At 45.4% G+C, this 24836-nt stretch carries 24 protein-coding genes; 8 read left to right on the top strand and 16 right to left on the bottom strand.

The genetic code is table 11. The features are described 5' to 3' along the window. Positions 1 to 66: 66 nt before the first annotated feature. The 14 genes from MUY27_RS10715 to MUY27_RS10650 all read right to left on the bottom strand — a co-directional run bounded on the left by MUY27_RS10715 (position 67) and on the right by MUY27_RS10650 (position 15293). Positions 67 to 1968, bottom strand: coding sequence for an AAA domain-containing protein (locus MUY27_RS10715; RefSeq protein WP_245130019.1), 1902 nt, complete (start codon positions 1966 to 1968; stop codon positions 67 to 69). 88 nt (positions 1969 to 2056) lie between these two features. After that, the gene (locus MUY27_RS10710; RefSeq protein ID WP_245130018.1) at positions 2057 to 3070 is read right to left on the bottom strand and encodes a glycosyltransferase family 4 protein; all 1014 of its coding nucleotides are present in this window, start codon (positions 3068 to 3070) and stop codon (positions 2057 to 2059) included. A 93-nt stretch (positions 3071 to 3163) separates the two neighbouring features. Beyond that, positions 3164 to 5440, bottom strand: a complete 2277-nt coding sequence (locus MUY27_RS10705; protein ID WP_245130017.1) for a glycosyltransferase family 4 protein — start codon at positions 5438 to 5440, stop codon at positions 3164 to 3166. Between the two features lie 188 nt (positions 5441 to 5628). Next, a complete protein-coding gene (locus tag MUY27_RS10700; protein ID WP_245130016.1) occupies positions 5629 to 6825 on the bottom strand; it encodes an aspartate aminotransferase family protein in 1197 nt (398 codons plus the stop codon). A 62-nt stretch (positions 6826 to 6887) separates the two neighbouring features. Further along, complete coding sequence (locus tag MUY27_RS10695; protein ID WP_245130015.1) at positions 6888 to 7361, bottom strand: hypothetical protein; 474 nt, start codon at positions 7359 to 7361, stop codon at positions 6888 to 6890. 16 nt (positions 7362 to 7377) lie between these two features. Beyond that, a complete protein-coding gene (locus MUY27_RS10690; RefSeq protein ID WP_245130014.1) occupies positions 7378 to 8283 on the bottom strand; it encodes a hypothetical protein in 906 nt (301 codons plus the stop codon). Positions 8284 to 8336: 53 nt separating this feature from the next. Further along, positions 8337 to 8891, bottom strand: a complete 555-nt coding sequence (locus MUY27_RS10685; protein ID WP_245130013.1) for an RNA polymerase sigma factor — start codon at positions 8889 to 8891, stop codon at positions 8337 to 8339. Positions 8892 to 8928: 37 nt separating this feature from the next. Then, a complete protein-coding gene (locus MUY27_RS10680; protein ID WP_245130012.1) occupies positions 8929 to 9888 on the bottom strand; it encodes a transketolase family protein in 960 nt (319 codons plus the stop codon). 288 nt (positions 9889 to 10176) lie between these two features. Next, complete coding sequence (locus MUY27_RS10675; RefSeq protein WP_245130011.1) at positions 10177 to 11025, bottom strand: transketolase; 849 nt, start codon at positions 11023 to 11025, stop codon at positions 10177 to 10179. A 13-nt stretch (positions 11026 to 11038) separates the two neighbouring features. Further along, positions 11039 to 11506: a thioredoxin-dependent thiol peroxidase gene (gene bcp / locus MUY27_RS10670; protein WP_245130010.1), complete on the bottom strand. Its 468-nt coding sequence runs from the start codon at positions 11504 to 11506 to the stop codon at positions 11039 to 11041. Continuing rightward, positions 11506 to 13233, bottom strand: coding sequence for a M23 family metallopeptidase (locus tag MUY27_RS10665; RefSeq protein ID WP_245130009.1), 1728 nt, complete (start codon positions 13231 to 13233; stop codon positions 11506 to 11508). Before MUY27_RS10665 ends, bcp begins: the two co-directional genes overlap by 1 nt. 3 nt (positions 13234 to 13236) lie before the next feature. Beyond that, on the bottom strand, positions 13237 to 13848 hold the full coding sequence (locus MUY27_RS10660) for a fumarylacetoacetate hydrolase family protein (protein ID WP_245130008.1): 612 nt from the start codon (positions 13846 to 13848) through the stop codon (positions 13237 to 13239). 101 nt (positions 13849 to 13949) lie between these two features. Then, positions 13950 to 14744: a trans-aconitate 2-methyltransferase gene (gene tam, locus MUY27_RS10655; RefSeq protein WP_245130007.1), complete on the bottom strand. Its 795-nt coding sequence runs from the start codon at positions 14742 to 14744 to the stop codon at positions 13950 to 13952. A gap of 42 nt (positions 14745 to 14786) precedes the next feature. Then, positions 14787 to 15293, bottom strand: a complete 507-nt coding sequence (locus MUY27_RS10650) for a T9SS type A sorting domain-containing protein (protein WP_245130006.1) — start codon at positions 15291 to 15293, stop codon at positions 14787 to 14789. A 203-nt stretch (positions 15294 to 15496) separates the two neighbouring features. Here MUY27_RS10650 and MUY27_RS10645 point away from each other — a divergent pair, with 203 nt between their 5' ends. Further along, positions 15497 to 17446 (top strand): KUP/HAK/KT family potassium transporter, encoded by a 1950-nt coding sequence (locus MUY27_RS10645; RefSeq protein ID WP_245130005.1) that lies wholly within the window; start codon positions 15497 to 15499, stop codon positions 17444 to 17446. A 45-nt stretch (positions 17447 to 17491) separates the two neighbouring features. Here the strand turns inward: MUY27_RS10645 and MUY27_RS10640 are convergent, their stop codons facing one another. After that, positions 17492 to 17983 (bottom strand): VOC family protein, encoded by a 492-nt coding sequence (locus MUY27_RS10640; RefSeq protein ID WP_245130004.1) that lies wholly within the window; start codon positions 17981 to 17983, stop codon positions 17492 to 17494. Positions 17984 to 18095: 112 nt separating this feature from the next. Here MUY27_RS10640 and yihA point away from each other — a divergent pair, with 112 nt between their 5' ends. From yihA to MUY27_RS10605, 7 genes are all read left to right on the top strand, one after another. Then, positions 18096 to 18716 (top strand): ribosome biogenesis GTP-binding protein YihA/YsxC, encoded by a 621-nt coding sequence (gene yihA, locus MUY27_RS10635; RefSeq protein ID WP_245130003.1) that lies wholly within the window; start codon positions 18096 to 18098, stop codon positions 18714 to 18716. Positions 18717 to 18727: 11 nt separating this feature from the next. Further along, a complete protein-coding gene (locus MUY27_RS10630; RefSeq protein WP_245130002.1) occupies positions 18728 to 19114 on the top strand; it encodes an endonuclease domain-containing protein in 387 nt (128 codons plus the stop codon). Positions 19115 to 19144: 30 nt separating this feature from the next. Next, a complete protein-coding gene (locus tag MUY27_RS10625) occupies positions 19145 to 19999 on the top strand; it encodes a UbiA-like polyprenyltransferase (protein ID WP_245130001.1) in 855 nt (284 codons plus the stop codon). Beyond that, the gene (locus MUY27_RS10620; RefSeq protein ID WP_245130000.1) at positions 19987 to 20583 is read left to right on the top strand and encodes a Crp/Fnr family transcriptional regulator; all 597 of its coding nucleotides are present in this window, start codon (positions 19987 to 19989) and stop codon (positions 20581 to 20583) included. Before MUY27_RS10625 ends, MUY27_RS10620 begins: the two co-directional genes overlap by 13 nt. A gap of 86 nt (positions 20584 to 20669) precedes the next feature. After that, a complete protein-coding gene (locus tag MUY27_RS10615) occupies positions 20670 to 21608 on the top strand; it encodes an NAD-dependent epimerase/dehydratase family protein (RefSeq protein WP_245129999.1) in 939 nt (312 codons plus the stop codon). 97 nt (positions 21609 to 21705) lie between these two features. Then, positions 21706 to 23406, top strand: a complete 1701-nt coding sequence (locus MUY27_RS10610) for a M3 family oligoendopeptidase (RefSeq protein WP_245129998.1) — start codon at positions 21706 to 21708, stop codon at positions 23404 to 23406. Between the two features lie 60 nt (positions 23407 to 23466). Beyond that, a complete protein-coding gene (locus MUY27_RS10605; RefSeq protein ID WP_245129997.1) occupies positions 23467 to 24120 on the top strand; it encodes a hypothetical protein in 654 nt (217 codons plus the stop codon). Here MUY27_RS10605 and MUY27_RS10600 read toward each other — a convergent pair. Then, positions 24117 to 24779 (bottom strand): phosphatase PAP2 family protein, encoded by a 663-nt coding sequence (locus tag MUY27_RS10600; RefSeq protein WP_245129996.1) that lies wholly within the window; start codon positions 24777 to 24779, stop codon positions 24117 to 24119. The two genes, MUY27_RS10605 and MUY27_RS10600, sit on opposite strands and share 4 nt — an antisense overlap. Positions 24780 to 24836: the final 57 nt, after the last annotated feature.

Here is a 24836-nt window from a genome sequence, read left to right as displayed (position 1 = left end):
GTAATTGTTTAATGGCAAAAGGCTCCTCGTCACTCGCTCCTCGAACCTGAATACTCGCTCCTCCTATTACAAAGCATAGTCCCAAACACTTTGATAACCGCTGTGCTTTTCTGCGTAGCTAATAAAGTCTGCGTAAAAAGGTAACTGAGCAATAGTGGCGCTATCGCCGATGACTACCAGTTTTTTTCGTGCGCGTGTCATAGCTACATTCATGCGGCGGGTATCAGCCAGAAAGCCTATTTCTCCATTAGCATTGCTCCTGGTCATGCTGATGTAGACCACATCCCGTTCCTGTCCCTGGAAACTATCGATCGTGTTGATCGCGATATGATGCTTATGCGCTTGCAGGATAGGGGAGGCTTCCGCCAGTTCATTCAAAATCCTGATCTGCTCCTTGTAAGGAGAGATCACGGCGATGGTAGGGAAGGTATTTTTATAACTGCTTTCTAATTTTTCAACCAACTGTTCCAGATGGCGGATCAGGAAAGCCGCCTCTTCAGGATTAGTAGAACTGGTCCCTTCCAATTTTTCATCGTAGCCCGCGCCGGCAGTGTCGATAAAAGTTAAAGGGACATCTTTGTCAAATAGCAAACGGTTAGCAACGTCTTTGTGCGCCTTCAAGCGGTTATGATAAAACTCCTGAGACGAAAAGCCCATGATCACTTCGTTCATCCGATACTGTTCTTCCAGTAATACTACCGCTTCGGGATGTGCAGCGACAAGCTTTTCCAACAGGGTAACTGCTAAGCCTTTTTTGGCCGCATCGGCAGACTTTATCGTTGGCGGAAGTTGCAGATGATCTCCAGCCAAAACCACTTTATCTGCCTTAAGGATCGGTATCCAGCAGGCCGGTTCTAAAGCTTGTCCTGCTTCGTCTATTACTACGGTTTTAAACTGCTGATTTTTGATGGTGTAATGTGCAGCGCCTACCAGTGTAGCGGTAATCACTTGCGCTTTAGCTACCAGGTCGTCTATGATAAATTGCTCGGTCTTGTCTACCTCGCGCATAATTTTGTGCGCTTCGTCAAATAAAGCTTTGCGTTGTTCGCGTTCTGCACGGCCAAAATTGCGCTTGTACTTATGCGCCATGTTTTTGTATTCCGCCGCCTGCTTCTTCAGTTGCTTTATTTCCTTGTTGTAATTGTGTGCCGAGATTTTGTTATCCAGCGTTAAAGCCATTAATCGTTCGGATACCCTTGCCGGGTTACCTATCCGCAGTACATTTAAACCTTCGCCAGCTAATTTTTCACTCAGCAGGTCTACAGCAGTATTGCTTGGGGCGACTACCAATACCCGTTCATGTTGCTGCTCGACCAGCGCTTTAATAGCCTGCACAAGTGTAGTTGTTTTACCGGTTCCCGGCGGGCCGTGTACAATGGCAAGGTCTTGTGCGGTAAGGATATTCTGCGCCGCCGTTTGTTGTGAATGGTTCAGTCCGCTAAAAGTTACTAAAGAATTTTCACCGTTAAATGCCGGCTTTTTTGAACCGGTAAGTATTTGAATGAGTCTGTTTTCTTTAGCGTTTTCGCTTTTTTCTGTCGCTTGTTTAAGTGCTTGCTCCATCTCGCGATAACTGTTCTCGTCAAAAAGCAAGTCTATCCCAAGTTTACCATCGTCGGCCCAGTCGGGCAGTTCTTCAATCCGTAAATTTAACTTTAATCGGTTTCCTCCCTGGTAGGTGACAATACCTTCTACTCGGTCTGTCTTTGCATTATGATTAGAGAATAATGCAGCCGAAGCACCAAACCTGAATTGATGGGAAATATCCTGATGCGTGGTCCGTTCCAGTTCAATAGTCAGGTAATCTCCGCGACTGGGTTCAGTACCCCGTATCGCCACCGGGTACCAGGCCGTACCAGCTGCGCGCCTGTCTGTTACAGAAGTAGTCTCAGTAAATTTAAGATAACCCTGCCTGTCTTCATTCCGTTCTATCTTCAGCAGTTCCAGCAGGTTTTTAAAATAATCCATCAGTACAAAAGTACTAAAGAGGTTTGATGTAAGCCCCAGCTCTAAGATACCTGTGTTAACGCGTTATCTAAGTGTTGGATGATCAGAATTATCCTTGTTGTAGAATCTGCTGATAGAGCCCATAGTAGTCGTCTACCATTTTCTCGCTGGAAAAATTAGCCGCAGCCCAATCGCGGCAGTTTGCCCGGTTAATATGTTTCAATTGTGCAACAGCGTTAACGGCTTCCTCAATATTACTTACTAAAAAGCCGGTTTGTTCATTACGGACCAACTCTGGCATAGAACCACGGTTAAAAGCAATAACTGGTGTTCCGCAGAGCATTGCTTCGGCTACACTCATACCAAAAGGTTCGTTAAAATTGATTGGATGTAACAGTGCTGAGGCATTGCTTAGTAACTGGTTGCGTTTCTCTGGTCCGGCGTGCCCAACATAAACAATTTGCTCATTGTCAATAAAAGGTTCTACGTTGCTTTTATAATAGCCTTCATCTTGTATAATGCCAGCCATTACCAGGCGTTTATTTGCTTTTCTGGCAATTTGTATCGCCTCTGCTGCGCCTTTGTCATGGTGTATCCTGCCAAAGTAAAGCAGGTAATCTTCAGGTCGGTCATTAAAGGTAAATTCGTCTTTGTTCAACCCGTTGTAAACCGTGGCTAAATAATTTAATTCCGGGCTACGGTCTGCATTACTGATGGAAACATAATAGCCACGTTGGTTATACTTTTTGTAAACCGGAATAATTTTAGGTGACGAAAAGCCGTGGATAGTAGTAATCACCGGTGTTTTTATGAGGCCCGAATAGGTGAGGGGAAGAAAATCAAAGTTGTTGTGGATCAGGTCGAAATCATCTGCCTTTTCCATCAGATTACTGATATGCAAACACTCCAGTACCTTGGCATCCTGCGTTTTATCTTCCTCATAACCCTTTTCGCAAATAGCATCAAGCTTACCCTTTGTTAAAGAATCACCTGTCGCAAACAGCGTTACATCTACGCCTTTTCCAACCATACCTTCAGCAATGTTCGAGGCTACCTGTTCCCAGGGACCATAATGCCGCGGAGGAGTGCGCCATGCAACAGGAGATAAAACGGCAACTTTCATCTTTAAATAAGAGACCAGGTAAATGATAGGTATAGCTACTGGATGAGCGAACGACTACTATTAAACAGCCGTCCGCTCATTCAATAAGGTGCATTAGCACACCTGTATTTTTTGTTTGTACTTTTTGTATTCGTATTCCAGCTCAAAGGCTTTTAATACTGTCAGGTGAGAGATCAGATACGCCAGCGTACTTTCGGCGCCCTGGTTACGGTTAATGCCGTTAGGCATCAGACCATCGCAGCATCCTTTGGTTTCGTGGTCATACAATGGAGCCCGCAATGTATTTTCGCCCAGGAACCATTTGTAGCTCAGGAATAACTTTTCGATATACTCCGGCTCGCGGAAAATTTCGTAAGCTTTAAAATGCATCAGAACCATCGCCATAGTTTCAATTGCCTGCTGGTCATAGGTAGGGAAGCTTCCCCCGCGATAGTACCAACCGTCGTTACCGACCGGGCTAAGGTATCCGTTAGACAGCGTGAGCTTATCCAAAAAGTTCATGGTTTTCAGGGCGATCTCTTTCACTTTCTCGTTCCCTGTTAATTCGCATGATGACAAAAGGGCTAAAGGCATAATGGCGTTATCATAGGTCATTACATCTTCAAACCACTGCCAATCTTCAGTTTGATGCGCTTCGTAAGCATCGATCATAGGTTGGGTCAATCGAATCAGTTCGGCCATCATGCCTTCATCGGCAGGGTAAGCTTTCAGGTATAGGCTGATACCAATTACGGTATTTGCCATCCCCCTGATATGTTTTAACGCTTTAAAATGCGGATACGACCGGTGGAAAAGCTCCAGTGCAAATTCACGATAAGAGTTATTAGGTGCAGCACCGATCAGGTAACCTAACGACCAAATAGTACGGCCGAACGAGTCTTCAGAACCTACTTCATCGAGGTACTGGCGACTAAAGCTCAGGAAATTCCGGAAGTTGCCATCATCGCATTGCATATAATGGATATAGCTGAGGTAGATGGGCAGCAATTCAATTGCTTCCTCGCTTTTATTTCGCTGGTAGGCCATCAATGCCATAATCAGCGCACGGGCATTATCGTCCAGGCAATAACCCTCTTTCAGGTTCGGAATACCATACTTAGCATGCTGTACAATACCGGTATCATCCGTCAGCCTTACTACGTGTGCCAGACTGAACTTGGGCATAATTTCGGGATCGACAATACTGTTCTTTAGTATCTTATCGCTGAAATCGTGCTCCTGCACGGCATGATGGGCAATGGTAAGGTATTCTGCCCCGATTTTTGGCCAGCGTAAATGCAAGCCATAATTGTAGGCGTTTTGTTTGATGTGTCGAAGTTCGTCCTGATTGCTCAACAGATCATTTACTACCTGGGCCAAGGCGTCATGATCCTTAAAATCGAAAAGGCGACCGCGGCCTTCGTCAAGTAACTCCATGGCATGCCAGTACGGCGTAGATACTACGGCAGCACCTGCACCTACTGCGTAAGATAACGTACCGCTGGTAATTTGCGCCTCGTTAAGGTAGGGGGTTACATACAAAGTGGCTGCAGTTAAATAACCCATCAGCTCTTCTTCACTTACAAATTTGTTGATGAAAGCGAGATGGTCTGACACCTTTAGTTGCTGTGCCAGCGATTTTAAGCTATCACGGTATTCTTCACCAGAGTGTTTAACCACGCCAGGGTGGGTATTCCCCAGGATAACATACATCACGTCCGGATGCTTTTCAACAATCTTTGGAAGCGCCCTTACTACGGTTTCCAGGCCTTTATTACGGCTGATCAACCCGAAGGTTAACAGTACTTTCCTGTTTTTAAAAGCGCTGAGGTTTTTAACCGGGTTGTCTTCTGGTTCTTCCAGGTCGGGAACACCATGCTCGATGATCTGGATCTTCTCCAGTGGAATATCGTAAATGGTGGTCAGGAATTCTACGGCGCGCTTGCTCATCACCACAATTTTGGCCGACTGTTCCGCTATTTCACGAATGATGATTCGCTGTACATAACTTGGCTCTTTCAGTACCGTGTGAAGGATAGAGATCAACGGTTTTTCGAGGCGGTTAATTAGTGGCAGCACATAAATGCCGCTTTCTCCACCGTAGATCCCAAATTCGTGCTCCAGTATACAGGCATCTGCTTCACTGGTATTGATGTAATTAGCGGCACGTATGTAATCTTTCTGGTGGTTTTGACGAATGATATACTTTACTTCTTCAGGATACTCATATTCCTGCAGATTTTCAGAATCATTAAGGGCTACCACAAAGCCGTTTTGTAATAATGTTTTACGCTCTGGAAAGTTAGCAGCAACTGCCTTCATCAGGTTTTGATTGAAAGTGGCAATGCCACACTCCCGTGGCGGATAGGTTGATATGTAGGCGATCTTCATAGATATGGGTAAAGTAGCTTTTAGTACGCTCTTCAATACACTATCCGACCTAATTACGCGTCAGTACGTAACCTTTCGGAAGTGAAATCAAAGCGTGTAACGGTAAATAACAATCACGCCCTATCTGTGCAGAAACTATACCAAATACACTTTTAAGAAAATATAATTTACGAGGGACTGAAATTTTTTCAGTTAGAGGTGCTGTAGTAATCTAAAGCTTCGATGATGATTTCGCATGCCTGGCGAATTTCGCCTAGCGAAATAATCAGCGGGGGGGCAATACGCATAGAATTGTCGCAATGCAGGAACCAATCCGTAATAACACCATGTTCGATACATCGGTCTATTACTTTTTTGTTCAGGTTAAAATCGGCCAGTTCCATGGCTAACATCAGCCCTTTTCCGCGCACCTCTTTAATGGCTGGATGAACTAATAAGCTTTTAAACAAGTTGCTTTTATCTTCCACGCCGCTGATCAGGTCTTCGGCAAGCAAGGCTTCCAGCCCCGCTAAGGCAGCCGCACAAGAAACCGGATGACCGCCAAAGGTGGTGATATGACCAAGGATAGGGTTGTGCTTAAATACTGACATAATTTCAGCCGATGATATGAATGCGCCGATCGGCATACCGCCACCCAAAGCCTTGGCTAGTAGTAAGATATCCGGAGTAATATGGTAATGTTCGAAAGCAAAAAGCTTCCCCGTTCGGCCCATCGCGGCCTGTATTTCATCCAGGATCAGCAGTGTGCCCATCTCATCGCATCGTTTACGCATGGCTTGCATATAGGCGACATCAGGCACCCGGATGCCAGCCTCGCCCTGGATGGTTTCCATAATTACACAGGCCGTATCCCGGTTAATCAGATCCAGGTCTTCCATTACGTTAAAGCGCATAAAGCTAACACCAGGTAACAATGGCCGATAGGCTTGCTTAAATTCTTCGTTACCCATTACGCTTAGTGCGCCATGCGAACTGCCGTGATAGGAATTCTTGCATGCGATGATATTACTGCGGCCGGTAAAACGCTTAGCCAGCTTCAACGCGCCTTCAACGGCTTCCGCGCCAGAATTAACCAGGTAGACAGAGTTCAGCGATGATGGCAATAGCCCGGCTAGTCGCTCGGCTAACTTTACTTGGGGTGTCTGTATGTATTCTCCGTACACCATCAGGTGCATGTATTTCTCTGCCTGGTCTTTGATTGCTTTTACTACCGCAGGATGGCAATGCCCGATGTTACTTACGCCAATGCCAGAGATCAGGTCCATATAGGCTTTTCCTTCCGGGCTGTACAGGTAAATTCCTTCGGCACGCTCAAATTCCAGCATCAGCGGAAAATCTGTTGTCTGGGCGTTGTGTGCTAAGAAAAGCTGGCGTAAAGTTAACATGGTACAAAAATAGCAAAGGCTCACCACACCTGCGGTAAGCCTTTGACGAGAGTTTCAATATTTTAATTGTTCTTGCGCTCGTGTAACTGGTGAATCAGTTCGTCTTTAAACTCGCGTTCGCTCTGGTAAAGCAGATCTACTTTTTCAGATGGCAGTACTTTCAGGAATTCTGTCATATAACGCTTGCGTACACTTAGCAATTGCTGTTCAAAATAAAGGTCTTTGTTCACCTTTTCTACACCGCCGGTTTGTGTGCTGGCGTTGTTCTGCCTTCTTTCCCGCAATAGCTGGCTAAGCTCGCCCTGGTACTGGTTATACAAAGGCCAGAACCGGTCTGCCTCGTCGGGCGTCAGGTTCAAGCGCTTATTGATGTAGGCATTCTTTATCGCATCCAGCTTACGGAAGTTTTGAGGACGTGACGGAGAAAAAGACGGCGAACTATTACTGCGGAACGGTATGCCGGGCTGCGCACTGGTATCCTTCCGGATACAAAAAGCAAGCAGTACAACAAAACTGTATTTAATTAACTTGTTCATCCCTCAATACCTTTCTTTAGTTGTTGCTCAGGTAATCTTTCAGATCATCTGTGCTGATGTGGTCTAATCCCTCGTTTCCTAAATCTGCCTTTTCCAATAATATCCGGGTATCAGAATTGTCCAGGTGCAAATCCAGATAGCTTTCGATCGTATTATCGGGCACATCAGACAATGCCTTGTGCAGGTAAGTACGATCGTGTGAGCTGTTAAGGCCGCCAATGAATACCGCTGCACCGATGATTAAAGCGAAACATGCTGCTGATGCATACTTAAATGCGGCAGAGGAGAACATGCGGCGAACCACACTTCTGCGTTTCTCAGAATCATTGTCCGTTACCTTGTTCAGGATCTTTAAGTGAAGGCTATCAAAATAATTTGCAGGTACTTCTAACGGAAGTGCGGCGCCAAACGCATCCTCTAAGGACAGGCGGCTTTTTAATTGATACTTCATATCCTCAAAATAGGTTTCTGGAACAATAAATGGGCTCTCTTTGCCTGCAACTTGCTCTATATTAACCCTTGCCTCGATGTTCGCGCTTAAATCCTCGAAATAATTTTCAGGGATGCTGAAAGCGTTTGCATCGTTAACCAATTCCTCAATACCAATTCTGGCGTTAATATTGTCGCTTAATTCTTCAAAGTAATTTTCGGGAACAGAAAAAGCAGCCTGGCTCTGCGCAACAGCTTCCTCTACTTTTATCCTGCTCAGGATATTACTTTCAAGTTCGTTAAAATAATGCTCAGGTACGGTAAAGGCCTGCGCCGATGCCGGTACTGATTCCTGTAAACGAACACCCGATATTATCTGCTCTTCAAGACCATTAAAATAGCTTTCAGGCACCGTAAACGGGTTATTTGAATTAACCTGTTTTAATGACGGATATTCCTGTAGCCACTCTCTGTTTTCTTTCTCGCTATTCATATCGTGTATAGGATACAATTAGTATGCAAAGGTTTAATGATAAAATTAAAAAATTAATCTTTGGACAGCAGGTAACTTTCAATCTTTTTAACTGCCAGGTGAAACGATGCCTTTAACGCGCCAACGCTGGTGCCCAACACCTCTGAAATCTCTTCGTACTTCATATCGTCGAAGTATTTCATGTTAAAAACAAGGCGTTGTTTTTCTGGCAATGTCAGCAGCGCCTGCTGCAATTTCATCTGCGCTTTATCACCGTTGAAATAAGTAGAATCGGCCAATGACTCGGCCAGTTCATACGATACATCATCCAGCGGAATGTTATTTTTCATCTTCTTGCGGTTCAGGAAGGTGATACATTCATTAGTTGCAATCCGGTACATCCAGGTATACAACTGCGCATCATTTCTAAACCCCGGAAGATTTTTCCAAACTTTCACAAAAATATCCTGTACCAGGTCGTCGGCATCGTCATGGTCTATCACCATACGGCGCACGTGCCAGTAAATCTTCTGCTGATATTTCTTCAGCAAGAGGCTAAATGCTTGATTCCTGGTCTTTTCGTCCTGGAACATGCTTAATATTTCAGCATCTTCAACCTGTGCAGACATTCAATACAAATTTTAGACTTATAAAAAACCTTAAGGTTTACTTTTGTTTTCTGGCGATGGCATTTTTAGCAGCGATGACGATGTGCTTGCTGTCGAGGCCATACTTGGTCATGAGCTGCTCAGGGGTACCAGACTCGCCGAAAGAATCATTCACGGCGATGTACTCCTGCGGGGCAGGATAATGTTTGGCCAGTACCTGAGCCACACTGTCACCCAGGCCGCCGAGGCGGTTATGCTCTTCAGCCGTCACCACACAACCCGTTTTCCGCACCGAAGCTAAAATGGCTTCCTCGTCCAGCGGCTTGATGGTGTGGATGTTGATGATCTCGGCATCGATACCTTCCTCGGCTAACTGCTCACCCGCTAAAATGGCTTCCCAAACCAGGTGACCGGTCGCAAAGATGGATACATCTTTCCCTTCGTTGACCATCCAGGCCTTGCCGATCTCGAACTTCTGGTCAGGATCGGTAAAGATGGGCACTACCGGACGACCGAACCGCAGGTATACCGGGCCATGATGCTCGGCAATAGCAATGGTCGCAGCTTTGGTCTGGTTGTAATCACAAGGATTAATAACGGTCATGCCCGGCAGCATCTTCATCATGCCCAGGTCTTCCAGGATCTGGTGGGTCGCGCCATCCTCGCCCAGGGTTAAACCTGCGTGCGAAGCGCAGATCTTCACGTTCTTGTCCGAATAAGCGATGGACTGACGGATCTGGTCATAAACGCGCCCGGTGGAGAAGTTGGCAAACGTACCGGTAAAAGGGATCTTACCGCCGATGGTTAACCCGGCAGCAATACCCATCATGTTGGCTTCGGCAATACCGATCTGGAAGAAACGCTCCGGGAAGGCATTGATAAAGTCCTGCATTTTAAGCGAGCCTACCAGGTCGGCACAAAGGGCCACCACCTGGTCGTTCTGCTTACCCGCTTCGAGTAAGCCCGCCCCAAAACCGGAACGGGTATCTTTTTTATCTGTGTAAGTGTATTTTTTCATTATTCAGTTTTCAGGTTCGGGTATTCAGTTGCGTGTTAAGGGTGTGCACATACTGTCATTGATCTCCTTCCACCCGCTCCCCGCACCTCGCTACTCGTAACTATCTTGTTTCTTAGCCTCTTTTTAAATCCTCCTCGGTAGGGAGAACTTTAGATTGAGTTTTATTTGTTGTGTTAAGTCTTGACTCTTAGCCCCTTCTTAAATCCTCCCCGGTAGGGAGGACTTTAAAAGGCTTTATGGTTAATGTCTTGACTCTTGATTCTTGTTTCTTGGCTCTGCCGAAGGCCGTTAATAATCTCCCAGTGTTTCTTCCAGCTGCGCTAACGCCTGTGCTAACTGCGCATCGTTAGGTGCAACACCATGCCACTTGTGGCTGCCCATCATAAAGTCGACGCCATAGCCCATTTCGGTATGCATCAGGATCACGACAGGTTTACCCTGGCCGGTACGGCTTTTCGCTTCTGTAAGGGTAGCCAGTAACGCTTCCATGTCATTGCCTTTGGTTTCCAGTACGTCCCAGCCAAAAGCAGCCCACTTAGCATGCAGGTCGCCTAAGGATAATACCTTACTGGTTGGCCCGTCAATCTGCTGGCCGTTGTAATCTACGGTAGCAATTAAGTTATCTACTTTGTTGTGTGCGGCAAACATCATCGCTTCCCAGATCTGGCCTTCCTGTAATTCACCATCGCCGTGCAGGGTATATACCAAAGCACCATCCCCGTTCAGCTTTTTAGCTAAAGCAGCGCCAATACCTACAGATAAACCCTGGCCTAAAGAACCCGAAGCGATGCGTACCCCCGGTAAGCCTTCGTGGGTAGTCGGGTGGCCCTGCAGCCTGGAGTTCAGTTTACGGAAAGTACCCAGCTCTGCTTTATCGAAATAGCCGGAATGGGCTAAAACGGAATAGAAAACCGGGGAGATGTGCCCGTTGGACAGGAAGAAAAGATCCTGGCCTTTGCCATCCATATCAAAGGGGACAGGCTGGTGCTTCATCACAGAAAAATAAAGGGCAACCAGGAAATCGGTACAACCGAGTGAACCACCCGGGTGACCAGACTGGCAGCCGTGCACCATGCGTACAATGTCGCGCCTCACCTGCGAGGATACGCGCTTTAATTCAGTAATATCGTTCGTCATTAAAAGTGATTGGTTATTTGGCTTGCAACAGATCAAGAACCTGCTGCGAAGAATTTTTAGTGTCTACTTTGGCAATAACGTGTGTAATGGTACCCTCGCCGTTGATAATAAAGGTACTGCGCTGCACGCCCATATATTTTTTGCCGTACATGTTTTTTTCTACCCAAACACCGTAGTCTTCCACAATTTTGTGGTCGGTATCGGCAATCAATGTAAACGGAAGGCTGTACTTAGTTTCAAATTTTTTGTGCGATTTCTCGTCATCCACACTCACACCCACCACTTCGTAACCCATACTGCTTAACAGTTGGTAATTATCCCTAAAGCTGCAAGCCTCCGCAGTACAACCGGGGGTATCATCTTTCGGATAAAAATAAAGGATAACAGTTTTGCCTGCAAAATCGGCTAAAGAAACGGTGTTCCCATTCTGGTCTTTGGCGGTAAAGCCCGGAGCTTTAGTGCCTTCGGTAAGTGAACTCATTATCGGTAAAAATCAGCTGTGTATTGAGTTGTATTATCTTTATAATCTCTGACCACTAATTCTAAATGGTGCTTGCCAGGGGCCAGCCCTGCATCAAAGGTATAATTTAGAATCTTAGTTTTATAATCCCACTCCATTAAAACCCACTGTCCGTCAATCTTTCCAATATAAGACTGGATACCCGAAAGGTTATCGCTGATGCGGAACGACATTTTGCTTTTACCGGCCATACTGCCGCCATTTATCAAATTTATCGGCCTCACCACCGGGGGGATAGTGTCTAAACGTACATAAAATTCGCCAAAATCGTGTACGTGCGCTTTTACATAACCATCTTCATAATTACCGCCTTCGCAGCCGGATACCGTATTAAAGATAACGGCTTTAGCGGCTAATGCGCCGATGGTACTATCCGGTTTAATCCTGATCTCATAACTGCCGTGAATCGGGGTAAGGCGGTTATGCAATTTATAAGTTGCAGAGTATGCACCGGTATGCTTAGGCAGTATGCCGAACGTAAAATCCAGGTCGTCGTACAAATTCCCCTGCGGGATAGTTAGTTGCAGGCGATTGTTATCCGCCGTGAAATTATTCACCTGGTCATACTTGAACCGGGTTGAACCCTCTGGCGGCGCAGGCGACATGTCCCTTGCACCAGCTTTGACCTTTAAATTCAGCGTTGAGGTGTTACCTGCAATATCCTTGACGATGTAAGTGACCTCATGCACCTCATCATCATTTAACTGGATGATGCCCCGGTTGATGTTCTGCGGATACAGATTGATCTTACTTCCGGGCAGGATAAAACACTTTTGAATAAACCTGCGCGAGGTTTGATATGCCGGGTAATCGATATAGGCGTTGATGGCATGGGTTTGATCGAAAGCAAAGCGTTCTACTGCATAAGTATAGATCGTGGTGCCATCGAGTTTTAGTTCAAGCGAATAAATGCCGTTATGATTGGCCGAAGCGCTGTTCCGGTCGTCGCATACAATGCCCAACCCGGCATCCCTGCCGATGGTTACTACTTGCTGGTTCATCAGGTGGTAATTCCCTGAAGCACCGGTAATAGGGTAATAAGCGCGCGAGGTGCGCTCGCTGAATGGCTGACCGTTTAATCGGTATACAGCTATCGCGCTGATGGCCGGTGGAATATGGTCTGCAATGGTTAACCCGAAAAGCTGTGCGTTGATGGTTTCTTCGGTGTTGGCATCTCGTAGTTCAAAATGCAGGTGCGGACCGGCAGAGCCACCCGTATTACCCGAAATGGCAATGACCTGTCCTTTCGCCACGGGCAGTTGGAACGGTGTAAGCGTAAAATCGACAATGTCTTTCTGCTGGATGCGCTGCTGCTCGCGCACAAAACGTTCCAGTTCGGGCGCAAAGCGCTGCAGGTGGCCGTAAACAGAGGTAAATCCGTTAGGGTGGGTAACGTAAACCGCGTTACCGAATCCTCCGAACTGCACCCGAAGCCGGGACACATATCCATCATAAACAGCATGTACCGGGTAGCCTTCGCGCTGGTTGGTGCGAAAATCTAAACCAGAGTGGAAATGGTTCGGACGCAATTCGCCGAAAGAACCGGCAGTACTTGGCGGCAGATCTATCGGGTAACGAAAAATGTCAACAGGGTAGGGCCTGCTTTGTATAGGCTGGGTAGATTGTGCTTTAGCGGCCAAAACTGCCATCGCGGCAGTAAGGCACAAAGCCAGGGCATGTTTTAGCATAGGTTATTTAACGTAGAAATCAAGCAGCTTTTCGTCTTCTAAAAATCCTTCCAAATGGTCGCCTTGTTTTACGGCAGAAACACCTTCGGGTGTACCGGTAAATATCAGGTCGCCTTTTTTAAGGGTGATGTATTGTGATACAAAAGCAATAATGCGCTCGAAAGAGAATAGTAAATTTTGTGTATTGCCGGTCTGGCGGGTTTCGCCGTTAATGTCTAAATGGAAATTAATGCTGTACATATCGGCAAACTTGCTTTTAGGTACAAAATTGCTGATAGGGGCAGAGCCGTCGAAGGCTTTAGCCAACTCCCAAGGCAAGCCTTTTTCTTTGTGTCGGGCCTGCACGTCGCGGGCCGTAAAATCTATCCCCAGGGCTACTTCATCGTAATAGTTGGCGGCAAATTTCTCGTCGATGTGTTTGCCTTCCTTACATATTTTCAACACCAGTTCAATCTCGTGGTGAACATCCTGCGAGAAATCGGGCAGGTAAAAAGGTTTGTTGTCTTTAAGAATGGCGGTATCCGGTTTCATAAAAATAACGGGCACCGTAGGAACAGGGTTATTTAACTCTTTAGCGTGTTCCGCATAGTTGCGGCCAATGGCAATAATCTTCATAAAAGGTATTGGGTAAATCCCAAAACTAAACATTAAATACACCAAGATGTTGGTGCATTTAAAATTTTACCCAATAGGCCATTGCATTGCCGTGTTGCCGATCATTTGACCGCTATAATAAACAGACGTGGATATGGTAACAAAACTGTTCCGTCTGATTGAGCTTTATATGCTTTGCTAATTTCTGCCTGGTAAGCTTCCAAGAATAAGTCTTGGTCCTTAGGAGCAAGCGTATCCAGGTAAGGTCTTAAGCCGGTGCTTTTTACCATTTCAACAATCCCTTCTGCACCATTTTTTATCGGGTGGAAATATGTAGTGCGCCAGATATCCAATGCGCTAACCCGTGGATACAAAAGGTTAAAGTACCAATCGGCTGGCTGCCTGTCAAGCCGTTTAGGGGCATCCGTTAATTGTTTAGCCCAGTGCCCGCTCGCTGCTACCTCGCGCATCAGGCGGTGTGTAGGTTCTGCAAAATTGTCGGGCATCTGAATGGCAAGCGTTCCGCCTGCGTTTATTTTTTCCAGCAGATTTGGAATAAGGGTGTGATGATTAGGCACCCATTGCAATACGGCGTTAGACAGAATAACATCAAATGAGGTTGAATTTTGCCAGTTGGCAACGTCTGCTACCTCAAAGGCTATATCAGGCAGGCGCTTACGGGCTGCTTCTATCATATTCGGCGAGCTATCCATGCCAACTACCGTTGCCTTCGGGAATTTTTCCTGAAGCAGTTGGGTAGAGTTACCCGGACCACAACCAATATCAGCTGCTGATTTTACTTCGGTAGTGATAATGCGATTTAAAAGATCAACCACCGGCCGGTTGCGTTCCGCTTCGTATTTACGGTAAAGATCTGCAGACCAGGTATCGGCCGACGAAGTATTGTTCGTTGTCATTATTATTAAAGTAGAAACGAATAAAAACCAGGTTGGTTTTGCTTACAGCACCGAGATCCGCTTGATGATAGATTCTGTACCTACCACTACACGTACAAAGTAAAAACCGCTGGTGAGTTGTTTGTTCAGGTTGTAGCTAAACTTTTGCTCGCCGGGTTCCATTCGTTGCGAAAGCAGTGTAAGCACGTTGTTACCCAATACGTCCATAATCTTAATGGTCACGTTTGAATTACGGGTGATGGTGTACTTAACGTTGATCTGGTCCGACACCGGGATGGGGTAGATCTGCACATTCGTCAGCGCCTTATCCTCTACCGCAGGCTTGGCCATACCCGCCTTGGTGGAAGATGGGTTGATGATAGACTTGAAAGACGGGAAATTAATGTGTAACCCCTTCAGGTAAGAAGTTTTGGTAGTGGGTTTGGGATTTTTCAGTCTTAAAAAAGTGGTATCCAACCTTGACTGAGGAGCAGACACAGCCGTATTGAAGCAGATAATTGCCGCAATAAGCGCTGATACTGAAAATTTTATAGTAAATTTTTTCCTCATAGGTTAAATTTCACATTGCAAAACTATAAATTCATACCCTTAATATCGCTATTATGGTGCGTATTTGTTAATATTTTTAACAAAATTTAACAAAATTAAAGATGTTGCCAACCATTATCCCCCAACTGTCTTATACGTATGTGTTATTGTTTATGTTATCAACAAACATTTAATACTTTTGTACTCGTTTTCTAAAATAAAAAGTGTCACATCACAAAGATTTACAGAAGCTCACAGCAGCCGGTGTTCTCATAAGCCTGGGTATTATCTACGGCGATATTGGTACCTCTCCTTTATACGTTTTTAAGGCTATCGTAGGCGGGCAACGGATATCTGAAACCTTAATTTTAGGCGGCTTATCGCTTATATTCTGGACGTTAACTTTACAAACCACCATTAAATACGTTATCATCACCCTTCGGGCAGATAACAAAGGTGAGGGCGGTATATTTTCGTTGTTCTCGCTGGTGCGCAGGCGTGCCAAATGGCTGATTGTGCCGGCGGTGCTGGGCGGTTGCGCCCTGCTTGCCGATGGTATCATCACCCCGCCGATCACCATTTCATCGGCTATAGAAGGTTTAAAATCCTACTACCCGGATCTGCCGACGGTTTACATCGTTATCGCCATTATTGCCGGGTTGTTCTTTATTCAGCAATTCGGTACTTCGCTGGTGGGAAAGGCATTTGGCCCGATGATGTTCGTTTGGTTTACCATGATGGGCGTATTGGGGATTATCTATGTGGTGCAGGATCCCACTATCCTGAAGGCTTTAAGTCCGCATTATGCCTTTGAATTATTAGTCAGCAGTAACAGCCATGTCGCTTTTAATATCATTGGTGCGGTATTCCTTTGTACAACAGGGGCCGAAGCCCTTTATTCAGACCTGGGTCACTGCGGCAGGGATAATATCCGCGTGAGCTGGGTGTATGTAAAAGCCAGCCTGATCCTAAACTACCTGGGGCAAGGCGTATGGTTATTACAGCATAATGGCCAGGTAATGGACCTGAATATCAACAATCCTTTTTACCAGATCATGCCGCAGTGGTTCCTGATTTACGGGATCAGCATCGCCACCATCGCTGCAATTATTGCCAGTCAGGCATTAATTTCAGGTTCGTTTACGCTGATTGCGGAAGCCGTGCGTTTAAACTTATGGCCGAAGGTAAAGATCAATTATCCATCGGAACAAAAAGGACAATTGTACGTGCCGAGCATCAACTGGTTGCTGGGAGCAGGTTGTATTGGTGTGGTATTATTATTTCAACAGTCGGACAGGATGGAAGCCGCTTACGGCTTAAGCATCACCGTTGCCATGCTGATGACCACCATCCTGGTTTCTAAATTCCTGAAGCGGAGAAAATATCCCAATTACGTGATCACCATTTTCCTGGTAGTTTACCTGCTGATTGAAGGCACCTTCCTGTTTGGTAACCTGGTGAAATTTATTCACGGTGGCTGGTTTACCCTAACCGTTGGCCTGGTGCTGTTCTGCATCATGTGGACTTGGCATACCGCCCGTAAGATCCGCAACCGCTACGTGAAGTTTGTAGAGATTGAAGATTATTACGAGATCATCAAAGAACTTAGTGACGATAACACCGTGCCTAAATATGCTTCGCAGTTGGTTTACCTGACCAGCGCGAACTTTAACTCAGAAGTGGAGTCGAAAATTATTTACTCCATTCTACAGAAGCAACCTAAGCGTGCCGACGTATACTGGTTAGTGCACGTAGACGTGATGGACGAGCCATACACCCGTGAGTATGAGGTGGACTTCCTGGTGCCGAATAAATTGATCCGTATCGATTTTAAACTTGGTTTCCGGGTAGAGCAGCAAATCAACCTGTTGTTCCGCAAGGTGGTGGAAGACCTGGTGAAAAAGGGCGAGGTGGATATCACCAGCCGTTATGCGTCACTGAACAAACATAAAATTGTAGGCGATTTCCGTTTCGTCGTGATTGAGAAAGTGATGTCGCGCTCCAGCTATTTGTCGTTTTATGAACGCTTGGTGATGGAATTCTACAAACAACTGAAGAAGATCAGCTTATCAGAAGAACGCAACTTTGGCCTCGATCTTAGTTTTGTTACGGTAGAGAAGGTGCCATTGATGCTTGCCGATCCGGAATCGGTACAGATCCATCGCATACAATAATTGAAACTGATACAGGGCTAAGTTAATCTTAGCCTTGTTCGTTTATTACTTATCCAGTTCGCTCATTAGTCCGTTAAAATCAAGCGCGCGGGTAAACATGTTCAGGTTGCCGTGCTCGTCCATCGGCCATTGCTCACGAGGCCTGTCCCAATAAAGCTCAACGCCGTTCTCGTCCGGGTCATTCAGGTATATTGCTTCAGAAACGCCATGGTCTGATGCACCGGTAAGCTGGTAACCGGCTTCGGCCAGCCTTTTAACAATCGCTGCCAGGTCTTTTCTGGTAGGATATAAAATGGCCGTATGGTAAAGACCCGGCGCACGTTCGGGTGCAGGAGGCGAGTTTTTGCTATGCCAGGTGTTCAGTCCAATATGATGGTGGTAGCCACCTGCCGAAATAAAAGCAGCAGCATCGCCATACATCATCATCAGTTCAAAGCCTAACAATCCACAATAAAAATCCAGCGACCGTTGCAGGTTGCTCACTTTTAAGTGTACATGCCCGATACGGGTTTGAGCAGGGATCTGATAGTTTTCCATATTTTATATGTTTAAACATGTAAATTTAAATTGTTCTGTTTAAAGTGTTGTAATAATCCTGTAAAATAGCAATGTTCTGCTGCTGTTTAAATAAATCCCTAACTTTGCGTTTATGATTGTAAAGTCGGCAGAGTTTGTTTGCAGTAATACCCAGGTTTCTAAATTGCCTGCACCCACAAAACCAGAATATGCTTTTATCGGCCGCTCTAACGTGGGAAAGTCGTCACTGATCAACATGCTTACTAATAAAAAAGGACTGGCAAAAACATCGCAGACACCCGGTAAAACGCAACTCATTAATCATTTTATCATCAATGATGAGTGGTACCTGGTGGATTTGCCTGGATATGGCTATGCACGGATTTCGAAAAGCAAAAAAGAGGACTGGAACAAATTTATCCGGTTCTACCTGGATAAGCGCGAAAGTCTTCAATGTGTGCTGGTACTGATCGACAGTCGCCACGAACCGCAGAAGATAGACCTGGAGTTTTGTAACTGGTTAGGTGAACACGGTTTACCTTTTGTGATCGTGTTTACAAAAGCAGATAAGCAATCTGGCGTAAAGACAGACCAGAACGTGGCGCAGTTTAAAAAAGCTTTACTGCAAACCTTCGAGCAAATGCCGGATTATTTTATCACCTCATCAGAAAATAAATTGGGCCGCGAAGAAGTACTGGCGTTTATAGATGGGGTGAATAAGGGGTTTACAGCTTCCCCTCTTGAGAGGGGTTAGGGGTGTGTTTAATGAAGAGAAGCATTATCCCTTATAATTCCAATTTAAAAGAGTTAGCTCAAGAATTGAGGAATAACGGAACGCCAGGTGAAATTAAACTATGGCAGTGTTTGAAGGGTAAGAGGTTTTTAGGCTTCGATTTTCACAGGCAAAAGCCTTTGCTCAATTATATTGTTGATTTCTATTGTTATGAAATAAATTTGGTGATAGAAATTGACGGCATCTATCATACGAAGGAAGAGGCTTATCTGAAAGATGTCAATCGCACTGCTGAACTTCAGAAGCATGGCTTGACCATTTTAAGATTTATGGAAACAGAAGTTATAAGAGATATCACTAATGTTTTAAGAACATTAGAAACTTATATAGAAGAATTTAAAAAAAGAACACACCCCTAACCCCTCTCAAGAGGGGAACTTATAAGATCAATGAAAAAATATTTCTCATTAGTAACATTTTCTCATACCATATTCGCAATGCCGTTTGCGTTTATCGGTTTTTTTCTGGCAGTAACCACAACTAATCACCCGTTCCAATGGCAGAAGCTGGTGCTGATGGTCTTGTGTATGGTGTTTGCGCGTAACTCGGCCATGGCATTCAACCGCTACCTCGACCGGGACATTGACGCCAAAAACCCACGTACGCAGAAGCGAGATATCCCGGCGGGGCGGATCAGTCCGGCAGCGGCGCTTACCTTTACTATCGCAAACTGCCTGTTGTTTATTGGCGCTACTTATTTTATTAACTCACTTTGCTTTTACCTTTCGCCGGTCGCTTTACTGGTGGTATTGGGTTACAGCGCTACCAAACGTTTTACAGCGCTATGCCATATGGTGTTAGGTTTAGGCTTATCGCTGGCGCCGATAGGGGCCTATCTGGTAGTTACCAACGAATTTGCCCCATTGCCGATATTTTTCTCACTTGCGGTACTATGCTGGGTAAGCGGGTTTGATATTATCTATGCCCTGCAAGACGAAGACTTTGACCGCGGCGAGCAACTGCATTCTATCCCGGCTTACCTGGGTAAAGTTAGGGCGTTAAACCTCTCGAGTTTCCTCCATGTGCTGTCGGCTATATTTATTATCACGCCGGTTTTTTATACCCATGTGGGCTTCCCATATTACATAGGCATTGTGGTGTTCTGTAGTATGCTCATTTATCAGCATAGCCTGGTAAAACCAAACGATCTTAGTCGTGTGAATTTTGCCTTCATGACTACAAATGGTATTGCCAGCGTGGTGTTTGCGTTGCTGTTTTTAATAGACAGGATATGGATACGCTAGCAGCTACAGAAACCTTCAGGGATTACCTCAGCCGTTACATCACCTACACAGATGAAGAATGGGCAATTGCCAGCAAAGGCTTTGTTTTTTCTACCCTAAAAAAGAAGGCTTACTTTGCAGAAGTAGGCAAGGTATCTAACGAGTTAGGTTTTATCTATAAAGGTTCTGCGCGTTATCTGCATATCCGCAACGGCGAAGAGATTACCAATTACTTTACTTTCGCCCCTGATTTTATCAGCGCGTATAAAAGCTTCCTCAGAAGGGAGCCAGGGCATAACTACATCCAGATGCTGGAAGATTCCGAACTGGTGATTGTAACTCACAAACACTGGCACTTTATGCTGGAGCATCCGCAACTGGCCCATAAAACTGAACGTTTAGGCAGGCTGATCGCCGAACATTACTTATGTTGTTATGACGACCGTGTGGCATCTTTCGTCACGAAATCTCCCGAAGAACGCTACCTGGAACTGCTGGACGAAGGCAAAGAAGTGATCCAGCGTATCCCGCAACATTATATCGCTAACTTTTTGGGTATCACGCCTGTTTCCTTATCGCGCATCCGCCGCCGTATCCTGGCATAAGTTACATTCCTGTTTTTCTTATCTTTTGTTAACGTTTTAACCTGACCGGCTTAGGTAGGTTTGCATCATCACCAAAACGAAAAAAGATGCATACTATTTTAGGCGCAGGCGGTCCGGTGGCAAATGCCCTTACCCGCGAGTTAATAGCAAACAATGAAACCATTCGTCTCGTTAGCAGACGGCCATCCAGCTTTAAAGGCGAAAACATTACCTGGAAGAAAGCGGACTTGTTGAATTATGACGAGTTACTTGCCGCAGCAGAAGGTTCGGAGGTAATTTACCTTTGCGCAGGCCTTACCTACGATAAAAAGATTTGGAAAGCACAATGGCCGGTAATTATGCAAAACTGTATTAACCTAACAAAAGCTACTGGTGCCAGGCTGATCTTCTTCGATAATATTTATATGTATGGGCCGGTTCAAGGACCAATGACCGAGAATACACCCTACAAACCCACTAGTGTAAAAGGAAAAGTACGGGCCGGTATCGCAGCCATGCTGATGGAAGAAGCACGCAACGGCAGTATCAGGGCAAGCATCCTACGCGCGCCAGATTTTTACGGTACCGATAACAAGAACAGCTTTTACGACCAGTTAGTGCTGGATAAACTTGCCAAAGGCCAGAACGCGCAATGGATGGGCAACCCACGGGCGAAGCATAATTTTATTTACATACCAGACGCAGGTAAAGCAATGTATCTGCTTGGGCAACACCCCGAGGCTGATAACCAGGTGTGGCATGCGCCAACAGCTGCACCGATGACAGGTATCCAGTTTATAGAACTGGCTGCTGAAATCTATGGTGCGAAGCCCAAATATAGTGTGATCAACAAATTGATGTTAAGGCTTGTAGGCTTATTCAATAAACAGATGTATAACATGATTGAAATGTTCTACCAGTTTGACCGCGATTATTTTTTCGACTCCACCAAGTTCGAACGCCATTTTAACTTTAAGCCTACCAGCTACCGCGATGGGGTGACGGAATTATCAAAAACCTTATATCAACCGGTTAATCTTAAATAGCAAATCGCCTTGTTGCAAATGAGGGATAGTGTAGTGTGAAAGTCGAAATTCGAAACAAAATTCGCAATTGAACATTTGAAATCCGAAATTGGACGCCATGATTCACAAAAAACAGAAACACTATATACCAGAAAACCTGGAAATGCAATGGGGAAACCTGGAACCGCTATTTGTAGAACTGCGCGACAGGGCCATCAATTCTGTGGAAGAATTGGAGCAATGGCTGCGCGACCGCAGCGAGGTAGAAGCTGCCCTGGAAGAAAATTTCGCCTGGCGGTATATCAAAATGACTTGCAACACGGCTGACGAAAACCTGCTGAAGGACTTTCAGTATTTCGCAACCGAGATTGAACCTAAGATAGCACCTTACAGTAACGAGCTGAACAAAAAGCTGGTGAACAGCGAGTTTTTCGATAAGCTGGATAGTGAAAAATACTTCATCTATCTGCGTGGTGTTAAACGTGCGCTGGAATTGTTTAGGGAGGAGAATATTCCGCTGCAGACCGAAATACAGGTAGAACAGCAAAAATACCAGTCGATCACCGGGGCGATGTCGGTAGAAATAGATGGTAAGGAGTTCACTTTGGAACAAGCGGCCGCTATCTTAAAAAATACAGATCGTGCTAAACGGCAGGAGGCTTGGGAAAAGATCACCGGTCGCCGCCTGCAGGATAAAGATCAGCTGGATAGCTTGTTTGATCATCTGCGCGGTCTTCGCCACCAGGTAGCGTTGAATGCGGGTTTCGAAAACTTTCGCGATTACATGTTCCAGGCTTTAGGCCGGTTCGACTACACACCGCAGGATTGCTATGAATTTCATGAAGCAATAGAGCGCGAAGTGGTACCGGTATTGGAAGAACTGGCTAACAAACGTAAAGAAGCGTTAGGCTTACCGGAATTAAAACCTTGGGATATGGACGTAGACCCAAGCGGGCAAGCACCGTTAAAACCGTTTAAGGATGGCAATGATCTGATCGAGAAATCTATCCAATGCTTCAGCAATATCAGCCGTTACCTGGGCGAACGCCTGGAGATCATGAAAGATAATGGCCTGTTTGATGTAGAGAGCCGCAAAGGCAAAGCGCCGGGAGGATATAACTATCCGCTGGCAGAAACAGGTGCGCCGTTTATCTTTATGAATTCGGCCAATACCTTCCGCGACCTGACCACTATGGTACACGAGGGCGGCCACGCGGTACACACCTTCCTGACGGCAGATTTAGAACTGAATGATTTTAAGCACTGCCCTTCAGAAGTGGCAGAGTTAGCTTCCATGTCAATGGAGCTGATCTCAATGGATCAATGGAATGTATATTTCGAAAACCAGGAAGAACTGAAGCGTGCCCGCCGCGATCAGTTGATCGATGTCATCAAAACTTTACCGTGGGTAGCGGTGGTAGATCAGTTCCAACACTGGATCTATACCAACCCGGATCATACAGATGAACAACGTCGCGATGCCTGGGTGCAGATCTACCAGCGCTTCGGAGCTGGTTTTGCAGACTGGAGTGGACACTCCGACGCTTTAGCCAACCTTTGGCAGAAGCAATTGCACATTTTTGAGGTTCCGTTCTATTATATTGAATACGGAATGGCACAGTTAGGTGCAATTGCCGTTTGGAAAAATTACAAAGAAAACCCGGAGCAAGGTCTCGAACAATACTTAAATGCCTTAAAATTAGGCTATACGAAGACAATCCGCGAGATTTATGAAACTGCCGGGATTAAGTTTGATTTCAGTGCGGCCTATGTCAAGGATTTAGTGCAGTTTGTCAAAGCCGAGTTAGAAAACCTCTGATAGCAGACAGTTTTTCCTGCCAAAATAACCTATTGGTATCTTTTTTGGACTATAGTAGCCATGAAGAAGATATTAATAGGTTTTTTTTCAGCTATATATGCGATTACTGCACAAGCCCAGGTGCTTGAACCAGTAAAGGTAGATAATTTGGTCACGGTTTCGTTGCCAAAGGAATTCTCCAAGAAAGACACGTTAGGGCAAACCATCTATTCTGGTAATGCTTCTTTAGGTTATGTAGTGGTGATTAAATCGCCGAACCCTCCTGAGAAAACTTTGAAGAAAGAGAAAGATCTGAAGAAGGTTTTCAAAGAGTATACCGATAAAGTGGTACAGTCTTCCGGTAACGGTACTGTTTTAAATAGTAAAGATACAGTTGTCAATAACGTAGAGGTGCGCGATTTTACTTTGGCCACCACAGGCGAGCAGGGTAACCAAATGCGCAGGTTCAGGGTGCTTTACACCAAGCCTGCCACCTATACTTTCCAGTATACTTACCCTGAAGAACGCGAGGCTTTAGCATCTAAAGAGATGAAGGAGTTTTTGGCATCGATAAAAACTGCTCCGGATTTCGACGGGAAAGACCAGTACGCCACCTTTGGCCAGTCACAGGGGATGAACACCGCGGTAAAGATCATCCTGATAGGTGTTGGCGCGCTGCTGATAGTGCTGGTAGTATGGCTGGTAAAACGTAACAGCAACAAAATGGCAGTTTAACGGTGCTTTTTAAGCAAACCGTGCTTCCACTTTAATGAATGTAAAAATGGCTTGCTATCTATGATAGTGAGCCATATTACTGTTGTGATGGTTCCAATAATAGAACCCGCCACTACATCCTCAAAAAAGTGCTGGCTTAAATACATACGCGAGTAACCGATAAATAAAGCAAAAAGTAAGGCAATAAAGCCCCATCGTTTTTGCCGGGCCACATAGGCCAGTACTACGGCAATGGTAAAAGCCTGCACCGTATGCCCTGACGGGAAACTGTTGGTGCTTAAAATCTTAATTCCTTTTACAAAGTAGATATGCGTTAACTCGTCCTTAAAGTACAAAGAGGGGCGGGGCGAATGGAAAATCCGTTTTACAATCTGGGCTAATACACTGGTAATGGCAAAACTGGTAGCCAGCAAAAAAGTATTGCGATAGCTGTACAGCAGCATCACTATAAGAATAATCACTGCAGCAATACCATTGCCGAGGTCGGTAGCATAGCTGAAAAAATCATCGAAAAAGTGATTATGATGATGATTTACCGTAAAATAAATGTCTTCGCGGCTGTGTGTCAGTTTAATAATCAGGCAGGTGATTAAAATAGCCAGGTAGGGAATAAAAAATAACCGTAATCGGTAAAGTACGTCTATTATCCGCAGTTTCATCGGCGCAATTTACTATATTACTCCTGATTAGCTGAGAAAATTTGGCTATGTTTGAAG

This window comes from Mucilaginibacter straminoryzae (genome assembly GCF_022953055.1).
In the GTDB taxonomy this organism is placed as follows: Bacteria; Bacteroidota; Bacteroidia; order Sphingobacteriales; family Sphingobacteriaceae; genus Mucilaginibacter; species Mucilaginibacter straminoryzae.
This window is presented reverse-complemented; position numbering and strand designations above follow the sequence as displayed.

What these genes read in the sequence shown, in the direction of transcription:
- MUY27_RS10715 (WP_245130019.1), bottom strand. Translation starts at nt 1,968, where the DNA reads ATGGATTATTTTAAAAACCTGCTGGAACTGCTGAAGATAGAACGGAAT.
- MUY27_RS10640 (WP_245130004.1), bottom strand. Translation starts at nt 17,983, where the DNA reads ATGGAAAACTATCAGATCCCTGCTCAAACCCGTATCGGGCATGTACAC.
- MUY27_RS10665 (WP_245130009.1), bottom strand. Translation starts at nt 13,233, where the DNA reads ATGCTAAAACATGCCCTGGCTTTGTGCCTTACTGCCGCGATGGCAGTT.
- tam (WP_245130007.1), bottom strand. Translation starts at nt 14,744, where the DNA reads ATGACAACGAACAATACTTCGTCGGCCGATACCTGGTCTGCAGATCTT.
- MUY27_RS10625 (WP_245130001.1), top strand. Translation starts at nt 19,145, where the DNA reads ATGAAAAAATATTTCTCATTAGTAACATTTTCTCATACCATATTCGCA.
- MUY27_RS10600 (WP_245129996.1), bottom strand. Translation starts at nt 24,779, where the DNA reads ATGAAACTGCGGATAATAGACGTACTTTACCGATTACGGTTATTTTTT.
- MUY27_RS10630 (WP_245130002.1), top strand. Translation starts at nt 18,728, where the DNA reads ATGAAGAGAAGCATTATCCCTTATAATTCCAATTTAAAAGAGTTAGCT.
- MUY27_RS10705 (WP_245130017.1), bottom strand. Translation starts at nt 5,440, where the DNA reads ATGAAGATCGCCTACATATCAACCTATCCGCCACGGGAGTGTGGCATT.
- MUY27_RS10685 (WP_245130013.1), bottom strand. Translation starts at nt 8,891, where the DNA reads ATGTCTGCACAGGTTGAAGATGCTGAAATATTAAGCATGTTCCAGGAC.
- MUY27_RS10605 (WP_245129997.1), top strand. Translation starts at nt 23,467, where the DNA reads ATGAAGAAGATATTAATAGGTTTTTTTTCAGCTATATATGCGATTACT.
- MUY27_RS10620 (WP_245130000.1), top strand. Translation starts at nt 19,987, where the DNA reads ATGGATACGCTAGCAGCTACAGAAACCTTCAGGGATTACCTCAGCCGT.
- yihA (WP_245130003.1), top strand. Translation starts at nt 18,096, where the DNA reads ATGATTGTAAAGTCGGCAGAGTTTGTTTGCAGTAATACCCAGGTTTCT.
- bcp (WP_245130010.1), bottom strand. Translation starts at nt 11,506, where the DNA reads ATGAGTTCACTTACCGAAGGCACTAAAGCTCCGGGCTTTACCGCCAAA.
- MUY27_RS10710 (WP_245130018.1), bottom strand. Translation starts at nt 3,070, where the DNA reads ATGAAAGTTGCCGTTTTATCTCCTGTTGCATGGCGCACTCCTCCGCGG.
- MUY27_RS10610 (WP_245129998.1), top strand. Translation starts at nt 21,706, where the DNA reads ATGATTCACAAAAAACAGAAACACTATATACCAGAAAACCTGGAAATG.
- MUY27_RS10690 (WP_245130014.1), bottom strand. Translation starts at nt 8,283, where the DNA reads ATGAATAGCGAGAAAGAAAACAGAGAGTGGCTACAGGAATATCCGTCA.
- MUY27_RS10660 (WP_245130008.1), bottom strand. Translation starts at nt 13,848, where the DNA reads ATGAAGATTATTGCCATTGGCCGCAACTATGCGGAACACGCTAAAGAG.
- MUY27_RS10695 (WP_245130015.1), bottom strand. Translation starts at nt 7,361, where the DNA reads ATGAACAAGTTAATTAAATACAGTTTTGTTGTACTGCTTGCTTTTTGT.
- MUY27_RS10615 (WP_245129999.1), top strand. Translation starts at nt 20,670, where the DNA reads ATGCATACTATTTTAGGCGCAGGCGGTCCGGTGGCAAATGCCCTTACC.
- MUY27_RS10680 (WP_245130012.1), bottom strand. Translation starts at nt 9,888, where the DNA reads ATGAAAAAATACACTTACACAGATAAAAAAGATACCCGTTCCGGTTTT.
- MUY27_RS10675 (WP_245130011.1), bottom strand. Translation starts at nt 11,025, where the DNA reads ATGACGAACGATATTACTGAATTAAAGCGCGTATCCTCGCAGGTGAGG.
- MUY27_RS10650 (WP_245130006.1), bottom strand. Translation starts at nt 15,293, where the DNA reads ATGAGGAAAAAATTTACTATAAAATTTTCAGTATCAGCGCTTATTGCG.
- MUY27_RS10700 (WP_245130016.1), bottom strand. Translation starts at nt 6,825, where the DNA reads ATGTTAACTTTACGCCAGCTTTTCTTAGCACACAACGCCCAGACAACA.